The following is a 9,061-nucleotide window of genomic DNA, read 5'->3' as shown; positions in this document are numbered from 1 at the left end:
TTTCTATTTTGTGGCATTGCAACGCGAGCCTCCCCGACTTATCCTTTCCATGCTGGGCAAAGCAATGCGCTTGCGCCTGGCAGGCGGGCTGCCGATGTGAGAGCGGCCCTTTCAAGAAAGTTTCGTATCATGGCCGCCGTGAAGCGACCGCCTTTGCCAGTCATCCTCGTCGCCAACGACCTGCTCGAAGGCGATGTGGTTTTCGCGGCGTCCCAGGGCTGGACGCGCGATCCCCGCGAGGCGCAAGTCGCGGAGGACGAAGCACAGGCCCAGGCGCTCGAAAGTTTCGCCGCCGGTGAGTACCTGCGCGCGCACATCGTCGATCCCTATCTCGTCGATGTCGAATTGAACGCCGAGGGCGTTCCGGTTCCGCGCCATTACCGCGAAGTCCTGAGAACGCGCGGACCGAGCAATCGCCCCGATCTCGGCAAGCAGGCCGATTTCCAGATCTGACCAGGACGAATTTATGTACACTTACGACGAGTTCGACGAGCGCCTCGTGCGCGAACGGGTTGCGCAATTCGCCAGCCAGGTCGAGCGCCGTCTCGACGGCTCGCTGAGCGAGGAAGAATTTCGCCCGCTGCGCCTGAAGAACGGCCTCTATCTGCAATTGCACGCCTATATGCTGCGCATCGCCGTTCCTTACGGAACCCTGCGTTCGAAGCAATTGCGGCAACTGGCCCATATCGCCGACGTCTACGATCGCGGCTACGGCCATTTCACCACGCGGCAAAACCTGCAGTTCAACTGGCCCAAGCTGAAGGATGTGCCAGCGATTCTGAGCCTGCTCGCCGATGCCGAAATGCATTGCATCCAGACCTCGGGAAACTGCATCCGCAACGTCACCGCCGATCATTTCTCCGGCGTCGCCCATGACGAGATCGAAGACCCGCGCCCGGTCGCCGAATGGATCCGGCAATGGTCCAGCCTGCATCCCGAATTCGACTGGCTGGGGCGCAAATTCAAGATCGCGGTTTCCGGCGCGCCGCATGACCGCGCCGTACTCAAGGCGCATGATGTCGGCGTGCGCATTCTGCGCGACAGCGAGACCCAGGAAATCGGTTTCCAAGTTCTCGTCGGCGGCGGCCTCGGCCGCACGCCGATGGAAGGAAAAATCCTGCGCGAATTCTTGGTCCGCGAACAATTGCTCGCCTATCTCGAAGCGGTTCTGCGTGTCTATAATCTCGAGGGGCGCCGCGACAACAAATACAAGGCGCGCATAAAAATCCTGACCCATGAAATCGGCATCGACGTTTTCCGCGCCAAGGTCGAGGCAGAATTCGCCCAGATCGGAACCGCAAGCTTCGCCGCCGATCTCGAGGAGTTTTCCCGCATCGCCGCGCATTTCGCGCCGTCCGCCTATGAAAATCTCCCCGACGTTTCGCGCAAGCTCGAAGCCGCGCAGGCGAGCGACGAGGAACTGGCGCGTTTCGTCGAGCACAACCTCTATCGCCACAAGCGCAAGGGCTATGCGGCGCTGACCATTTCGCTGAAAGCGATCGGCGCGGCGCCCGGCGACGCGACTTCGCAGCAAATGCGCGTCATCGCCGATCTGGCGGAAAAATATTCGCTGGACGAGGCGCGCGTCACCCACATGCAGAATATCGTCCTGCCGAATGTGCGGCTCGACGACGTCCCGGAAATTTTCAGCATCCTGCGGGAAAACGGTCTCGCCACGGCCAATGTCGGACTCATTACCGATATCTTGTGCTGCCCCGGCCTCGATTATTGCGCCCTCGCCACAGCGCGCTCGATTCCGCTGGCGCAGACGCTGTCTCGTCATTTCGCAGATCCGTCGAAGCAGAAGGAAATCGGCGATCTGAACATCAAGATTTCGGGCTGCATCAACGCCTGCGGCCACCATCATGTCGGCAATATCGGCATATTGGGGCTGGAAAAAAAGGGCGCGGAGTCCTACCAGATCACCATCGGCGGCGACGCCAGCGAAAATTTCGCGCTCGGCGAGTTGCTCGGGCCCGGCCTGCCCGCCGAACTCGTGCCGGAGGCGATCGACAAGGTGCTCGCGGTCTATCTGGCGCAACGCCAACCGGGCGAGACGTTCATCGAGGCCTATCGCCGCCTCGGCCTCGCGCCGTTCAAAGCGGCATTCAAGGAAGTCGCCGATGCTGTTGCTTGACCGCCAAGGCGCCAAGACCGACGTTTTTTCGCGCATCGAAACCGCGGACCAACCCGCCGGCGACGCCGTGCTCGCGCCTTTTGCGCTGATCGACGACCTTCTGGCCGAGCGGGGCGACAATCGCCGGATCGGCGTCTTGGTCGAGAACACCTGCAAGGCCGAGGCGCTGGAGCCTTATCTCGCGCGGCTGGCCTTGATCGTCATCGCCTTTCCCAGCGGGACCGACGGGCGCGGCTTTTCGCTGGCGCGCCAGATTCGCCAGCGCGGATTCAAGGGAATCCTGCGCGCCTCCGGGCCATTGTTTCCCGACCAGTTTCCGCAAGCGCTCGCCTGCGGTTTCCATGAAGTGGAAATCCCCGACGCCAATGCGGCGCGCCAGCCGGTCGCGCAATGGCTGGCCGCGGCTAACCGCATCAGCCTTGCCTACCAGCGCAATTTTGGCGCGACAGAAAATATTTTCGACCTGCGCCGCGGCGCGCGGCCCGCCGGGGAAAAAGAGAATGACTGAGATTTCAAGCAAACTCGTGGGCCGACTGAACGAGGACTTCGCCGCCGCCGATCTGGCGGGGCGCCTGCGGCTGCTGCGTCAGGCGGCCGAGGGCCGCGTCGTCTTCACCACCAGCCTGGGGATCGAGGATCAAGCCATCACCCACGCGATCGGCGTCGAGAAACTCGACATCGAAATCGTCACCCTCGACACCGGAAGGCTGTTTCCCGAAACCTACGACGTCTGGGCGCGCACGGAACAAAAATACGGGCTGCGCATTGGCGCTTTCTACCCCGACGCCACGATGTTGCAGGAGCTGATCTCTCGTCAGGGAATCAACGGATTTTACGAGTCGCTGGAGGCGCGCAAGGCCTGTTGCGAAACACGAAAGGTCGAGCCTTTGGCGCGCGCGCTCAAAGGCGCGCAAATCTGGATCGCCGGCCTGCGCGCCGATCAGTCGGCGCATCGCGCCAATGCGCGTTTCGTCGAATTCGACCAAACCCGCGGCCTGATCAAGGCGAGCCCCCTGCTGGATTTCTCCCGCGAAGACGTTGTGGATTTCTGCACGAGAAACGACGTGCCTGCCAATGCTTTGCATGAGCAGGGTTTTGTCTCGATCGGCTGCGCGCCTTGCACCCGCGCGATTCAACCCGGCGAGCCGGAACGCGCCGGCCGCTGGTGGTGGGAGGACGAAGCCAAAAAGGAATGCGGCCTGCATATCGGCGCCGATGGCAAGATTCGTCGCGCGAAAGAATTGGCTTGAAAATGATTCAGCTCACCCACCTGCAAAAGCTCGAAGCCGAGAGCATCCATATTTTCCGTGAAGTCGCGGCGGAATGCGAAAACCCGGTGTTTCTCTATTCGATCGGCAAGGATTCCGCGGTCCTGCTGCATCTGGCGATGAAGGCCTTCTATCCGTCGAAACCGCCCTTCCCGCTGCTGCATGTCGACACCACGTGGAAGTTCCGCGAAATGATCGAATTCCGCGACCAGCGCGTCAAGGATCTCGATCTGGAACTGCTCGTCCATATCAACGAAGAAGGCGTCAAAGCGGGGGTCAATCCGTTCGATTCCGGCTCGCGGCTTCATACCGACGTGATGAAGACGCAAGGCCTGAAACAGGCCCTCGATAAATATAAATTCGATGCGGCTTTCGGCGGCGCGCGGCGCGACGAGGAAAAATCGCGCGCCAAGGAGCGCGTGTTCTCGCTGCGCTCGACCGGGCATCGCTGGGACCCAAAGAACCAGCGGCCGGAGCCTTGGAGATTGTACAACACGCGGAAAAAGCCGGGCGAAAGTTTTCGCGTTTTTCCGCTGTCCAATTGGACCGAGGCGGACGTGTGGGACTATATCGCCAAGGAAAACATTCCCGTCGTGCCGCTTTATTTCGCCAAGAAACGCCCGGTGGTGCGGCGCGACGGCTCTCTGATCATGCGCGACGACGAGCGCATGCAATTGCTTCCCGGCGAAAAGGTGGAAGAGTTGGACGTGCGTTTCCGCACGCTCGGTTGTTACCCGCTCACCGGCGCCATTGAAAGCACGGCGGCGACCCTGCCGGAAATCATCGCGGAAATGCGTAGCTCCACAAGCTCCGAGCGCGAAGGCCGCATCATCGATCACGACGGCTCCGCCTCGATGGAGCAGAAAAAGCAGGAAGGCTATTTCTGATGACTCAGGCTTTTGCCCAAGAATCGGCCCCCCTGGATTTTTCCCCGCGTATCTTACCCGTTCCCGACCCCGCGCCGGCGCCGCAGGTTCAGGAAAAAGCCCTGTTGCGCTTCATCACCTGCGGTTCCGTCGATGACGGCAAATCGACTCTGATCGGGCGCCTGCTTTACGATTCCAGCATGGTCGCCGACGATCAGCTGGAGGCGCTCGACCGCGATTCGAAAAAATTCGGCACGCAGGGCGCCAATCTCGATTTCGCGCTGTTGGTGGATGGGCTCGCCGCCGAGCGCGAACAGGGCATCACCATCGATGTCGCCTATCGCTATTTCAAGACCGACAGGCGTTCGTTCATCGTCGCCGACACGCCCGGCCACGAGCAATATACCCGCAACATGGCGACGGGCGCCTCGACCGCCGATGTCGCGGTCATTCTCGTCGATGCGCGGAAGAGCATATTGCCGCAGACGCGGCGCCATTCCTTCATCGTCTCCATGCTCGGCGTGCGCGACGTGATCGTGGCGATCAACAAGATGGACCTCGTCGATTACAGCGAGGCGCGGTTCAACGAGATCGTCGCCGCCTATCGCGAAATGGCCCAGGGCCTGAATTTCCGCTCCATCGCGCCGCTGCCGATCTCGGCTCTGGCCGGGGACAATATCACCAGCCTGTCGGAGAATACGCCCTGGTTCCAGGGCGCGCCGCTGTTGTCGCTGCTGGAAACCATCGACGCCTCGGGTGCGGAGCTGGCGAGCGCCGAATTCCGCTTTGCGGTGCAATGGGTCAACCGGCCCAATCTGGATTTTCGCGGCTTTTCCGGCTGGGTCGCCAGCGGTTCGGTCAAGGTCGGCGATCGCGTCGCCTCCATGCCTTCCGGCCGCGAAACGCGCGTAAAAAGCATCGTGACCATGGACGGCGTTCTCGAGCGCGCCATAGCCGGACAATCGGTGACGCTGACGCTCGAAGACGAGGTCGATGTTTCGCGCGGCGATATATTGGTTGGCGCCGCCGAGAAGCCGGTCGTGGCGACGCGCGTTTGCGCGCGGTTACTGTGGACGGCGGAAACCGACATGCATCCGGGCGCCTCCTATATCGTCAAGCTTGGCGCGCGCACGGCCAATGTCTCGATCGTGAAGCTGCATCACCTGGTCGATATTCACACGTTCGAACAGGCGCCGGCCCACGCGCTCGGGCTCAACGAAATCGGCCTCGCCAGCCTGCAGTTCGACCGGCCGATGGTCTTTTCCGACTATCGCGATAACCGCGACCTCGGCGGTTTCATCCTGATCGACCGGATCACCAATGAAACCGTGGCTTTCGGGCTGATCGACCGGCAGGCGCCGCTGCCGCTGGCGGCTCCCGCCGAACCCGAAACGACGGAAGAAAGCGTCGCGGCCATCTGGCCCCGGCTGGCAGGGGATTTGCGTGAAAAACTGGCGCCGGCTTTGGCAAGCGGCGGTCTCATCGGACTGGGCGCCTTGCTGTTTGGCGCGAGCCCCGCCACCGCCGTGACGCTCGGCCTCGCCGACGCCGCCCTGCGGCCGCTGTTGCATGGGCTTTACGGCGACTACCGGGCCTATTCGGCGAAGCGAGAAGCCGAGCGGCTGGCGGCCCGCGACGTGGTCCAGCCGGACGGCGACGGCATCTGAAACAGAAAACCCCGCAAAGTTGGCGCTTTGCGGGGTTTTTCTTTTCGACTTGTGGTCACCAGCGGGGGCCGTAACCCCAGTTGCCGCGGCCCCAATAGGGGCCATAGCCCCAATAGGGAGCGGGGCCGGTGGTATAGGCGCCGGGACCGTAATAGCCGGGACCGTAATAATAGCGCGCCACCGGCGCCTCGATGTGATAGCCCCGTTGCGACATGCACTGGGCGTAGATGCCGTCGTACATCCGCTGCAGCCCGAGTTCGCCATTGGCCGCCGCCCTGTCGGTGACGCCCTGCGCGTTGACGCGGCAGTCGGCGTCGTCGCGGATGAATCTCTGGTTGCTGACATTATCTCCGGCGACGGCGGTGACGCTGGGGCCGGTCGGCGGCACGCTGGCGCAGGCTCCGAGCATCAGGCAGATGGCAATTGACGCAATTTGGATGGATTTCATCAGGACGGACCCATCGAGCAGCAGGGGTTGAGCCTGAGTTCTGCACGATCGGCAGGCGGGCGCAAGAAGAGACACCGCCCGACAGGAATTTTCTCCGTCGGCGACGCCGAAAAGTCACACCGCCAGAAACCCATCAGGAAATGTCAGACGTCGGCGTCCGGGCCCTGGTCGAAATCGCGGCATGAATGGCCATAAGCCGCCAGCGCGTCCTCCAGATAATCCGGCAGCAGCGGCTCGCCGAGCAGATAGCGCGCCGTCGTGGTTTCGCGCCGCTCGCGCGCCTGCGCCACCGCGTCCCCCCAGTCCTTGGGATCGAAATCGCCGCGTCCGATCCACAGCAAGGCGACCAGAGCCGCCGTTTCGTCCTCGTCGAGATCGCCGACGAATTGGACAAGTTCGGCGCGGACCGGCGCATAGGCGGCGTCAGTGAGGATGGAGCGCTCGTCATCGTCGGCGGCGTTGGAGCCGTCGGGTTTCGATCCCTCGTCCTCGCTCAGCAACTCCCGCGCCTTGGCCACGATGAAACAGACTTTTTGCGGATTGATGTCCGGCATGGAGGGATTGGATTCGTCGATGGTGCGCATGTCCGATTCCGGCTTTCGCCGCCTTCCGTTCCGGCCGAACCCCGGCCCTTGTGACAATATAGGCGTTCGCGCGAAAAATACCTTGCGAGAGGTCAACGCTTGTTTTCGATGGTCAGGCTCTCGACCCAGCGCGCGCCGGGCTGGATGTCATAACGGCGATCGGCGTTGAAATAAGCTTTGGTCAAATCATCCGGGGGCATGGCGATTTCGTCGAGATCGATCGCTTGCGGCGTTCCGACCAGACCCTTGTCGGTCATTTTCAGCGTATAGATCAGGCCATTGCCCATGCGGGCGCCATATTCCGTCGGACGCTTGAAGATGAACAGCAGCGAGTGTTCGAGCCAGCCCAGATCTGCAACCGTGACCGTGTGGGGGTTGGCGTAGGGATAGGGGACGTGGCATAAAATGTCCTCGCCCTCGACGCATTTGAACTCGCGCATGGACAGGAAATATTCGGCGAATTTCTTGTCGTCGAAAGCGATGGCGAAGGCGGTCTCCTCGCCCTTGGGAGTAAAAGTCACGGTCCCGATGGCGATATCCTTGCCGTCGCGCGTATGCAGGACGATGTCCTTGGTCCCTTCCAGCGCCGGTTCGCCGGCCAGCGCCGCGCAGGAATAGGCGAGCATGAAGACGGCGGCCATTGGCGCGAAGATTTTCATCGGACCTCCCAAAATATCGTTATCTTTTGACGTCAATTTGGAACTTTGCCGTCAATCGCGCAACCGCGTTCAAGCCGCAATCCATTGCCTGGCCGCCTCCAGCTCGGACAGGGAGAAAAGCTTGACCTCGCAAGGAAAAATCGGCCGAAACAGATTGACCGCGGCGTGAGTCCAGCCTTGATCCGCCACCACGGCGACGCGGCGGAAATCATGCCAGTGTCTGACGCCGAAAACCCCATCGTCCCATAAAGCCGCCGGTTCATAAGCGGAAAAATCCGCGCCGAGGACGTAAAGCATCTTGATCGGCCCCTGCTTCATCAGCGCCTCGGCGCCCGGGATCAAAACGTCGCGATAATCCTCGTGGGTGACCTTGCCGGACGTCTCGATTCCCAACACGTCCGGCGGCAAACCTTCAATCACCTGCATCATGGCGGAGCCTCCCTTGTGAAAGCGGGCCCGATTATCGCGCCCAAAGCCGGCATTGTGAGGACGCCCGGCTCAATGGCCTTCGACGGCCAGTTCCAGTTTGCGCCGTGATTCCTGCACTTTGGCGTTATTCGCGGCGTAAGCCGAGAACAGCGCCTCCAACTGCTTGCGCAGGGCGGGTTTCGACGCGCTCAACTGACCGCCGACGAGCTTGAGATCGGCTTTGTGCGCTTCGATGAAATCGGAAACCGCGATTTCCGAATCCATCCCCGGGACCGCCAGCGGGATGATTTCGCGCAGGGCATCGGCGGGCCGCGTGACAAATTGCGCGTAGGCGGCGTCGAATTTCGCCTTGACCGGCTCCGGCTGATGCAATTTTTCGCGCGATGCTTCGGCTTTGGCGAGGGCGCTGTCGACTGCGGCGGCGGCGTGGGCGAAGAACTCGCGGGCGGCGACCAGTTCAGGCTTGTATTTGGGCAGGTCGAGCGGCTGCAGGTTTTGCGGCGCGGGGTGCATGGCCTTGCCGAATTGCTGCATCGTGGCGGTGAGGTCGTCGTTGAAGGTTTTCAGAATAGCCAGATCGTCGGCGTAAGGGCCGATTTTCGCGCGCTCATCGTCGCTCAGGACCGGGATATGGACGCCGGGCTGGTCGAGAATGCGGGTTTGCAGCAGATCGGCGAAGGCCTTGGCCTGTTCGGCCTGCTTGTCGCCGCACCCCATCAGCGGCAGGACGACGGCGAAGAGGGCGAAAAATTTGCGTCCGGCGCGCATGGGCGAATCCCTTGTGACAGGGCTTCAACCTAGCTAATGCGCGACGCCGTGTCGTTGCTTAAGCGAAGGGAATCTTCGTTTGGGCCTCCCCCCTTTGCAATCACGGCGTCAGCGCGACGTTTTTCGCGTCATGCCGCCGCGAAGCAATGGCGTGGAAAACAGCCACGCCTCGCGCCAGTTCCGCTTCCGCCTCGTCGGCCGACAGTGTCGAGAAAATGCGCTGAAGCTCGGCGCC

The 9,061-nt window shown here is 61.8% G+C and carries 11 protein-coding genes; 6 read left to right on the top strand and 5 right to left on the bottom strand.

Features of this window, described 5'->3' with window-relative positions:
* Positions 1 to 129 precede the first annotated feature (129 nt).
* Genes ACLP2E_RS12180 through cysN form a run of 6 tightly spaced genes read left to right on the top strand, consistent with a single transcriptional unit; the run spans position 130 to position 5,938 of the window.
* Positions 130 to 453: a DUF2849 domain-containing protein gene (locus ACLP2E_RS12180; protein ID WP_442462084.1), complete on the top strand. Its 324-nt coding sequence runs from the start codon at positions 130 to 132 to the stop codon at positions 451 to 453.
* A gap of 13 nt (positions 454 to 466) precedes the next feature.
* Positions 467 to 2,137 (top strand): nitrite/sulfite reductase, encoded by a 1,671-nt coding sequence (locus ACLP2E_RS12175; RefSeq protein WP_442466080.1) that lies wholly within the window; start codon positions 467 to 469, stop codon positions 2,135 to 2,137.
* Positions 2,124 to 2,645: a DUF934 domain-containing protein gene (locus ACLP2E_RS12170; RefSeq protein WP_442464517.1), complete on the top strand. Its 522-nt coding sequence runs from the start codon at positions 2,124 to 2,126 to the stop codon at positions 2,643 to 2,645. Before ACLP2E_RS12175 ends, ACLP2E_RS12170 begins: the two co-directional genes overlap by 14 nt.
* Positions 2,638 to 3,387 (top strand): phosphoadenylyl-sulfate reductase, encoded by a 750-nt coding sequence (locus tag ACLP2E_RS12165; protein WP_442464516.1) that lies wholly within the window; start codon positions 2,638 to 2,640, stop codon positions 3,385 to 3,387. Before ACLP2E_RS12170 ends, ACLP2E_RS12165 begins: the two co-directional genes overlap by 8 nt.
* A gap of 2 nt (positions 3,388 to 3,389) precedes the next feature.
* Complete coding sequence (gene cysD / locus ACLP2E_RS12160) at positions 3,390 to 4,292, top strand: sulfate adenylyltransferase subunit CysD (protein WP_442464518.1); 903 nt, start codon at positions 3,390 to 3,392, stop codon at positions 4,290 to 4,292.
* Positions 4,292 to 5,938 (top strand): sulfate adenylyltransferase subunit CysN, encoded by a 1,647-nt coding sequence (gene cysN / locus ACLP2E_RS12155; protein WP_442466079.1) that lies wholly within the window; start codon positions 4,292 to 4,294, stop codon positions 5,936 to 5,938. The genes cysD and cysN overlap by 1 nt, the downstream gene beginning before the upstream one ends.
* 55 nt (positions 5,939 to 5,993) lie before the next feature.
* Here cysN and ACLP2E_RS12150 read toward each other — a convergent pair whose 3' ends face one another.
* The 5 genes from ACLP2E_RS12150 to ACLP2E_RS12130 all read right to left on the bottom strand — a co-directional run bounded on the left by ACLP2E_RS12150 (position 5,994) and on the right by ACLP2E_RS12130 (position 8,826).
* Positions 5,994 to 6,386, bottom strand: a complete 393-nt coding sequence (locus ACLP2E_RS12150) for a hypothetical protein (protein WP_442464514.1) — start codon at positions 6,384 to 6,386, stop codon at positions 5,994 to 5,996.
* 143 nt (positions 6,387 to 6,529) lie between these two features.
* The gene (locus tag ACLP2E_RS12145) at positions 6,530 to 6,970 is read right to left on the bottom strand and encodes a DUF3775 domain-containing protein (protein WP_442464513.1); all 441 of its coding nucleotides are present in this window, start codon (positions 6,968 to 6,970) and stop codon (positions 6,530 to 6,532) included.
* Between the two features lie 92 nt (positions 6,971 to 7,062).
* Positions 7,063 to 7,629, bottom strand: a complete 567-nt coding sequence (locus ACLP2E_RS12140) for a hypothetical protein (RefSeq protein ID WP_442464512.1) — start codon at positions 7,627 to 7,629, stop codon at positions 7,063 to 7,065.
* 69 nt (positions 7,630 to 7,698) lie between these two features.
* Positions 7,699 to 8,058, bottom strand: coding sequence for an STAS/SEC14 domain-containing protein (locus ACLP2E_RS12135; RefSeq protein WP_442466078.1), 360 nt, complete (start codon positions 8,056 to 8,058; stop codon positions 7,699 to 7,701).
* Between the two features lie 69 nt (positions 8,059 to 8,127).
* Positions 8,128 to 8,826 (bottom strand): DUF3053 family protein, encoded by a 699-nt coding sequence (locus tag ACLP2E_RS12130; protein WP_442464510.1) that lies wholly within the window; start codon positions 8,824 to 8,826, stop codon positions 8,128 to 8,130.
* Positions 8,827 to 9,061: the final 235 nt, after the last annotated feature.

The organism is Rhodoblastus sp. (assembly GCF_052145335.1).
GTDB lineage: Bacteria > Pseudomonadota > Alphaproteobacteria > Rhizobiales > Beijerinckiaceae > Rhodoblastus.
The sequence above is the reverse complement of the archived record's forward strand: the minus strand, read 5'-3'. Positions and strand labels throughout refer to the sequence as shown.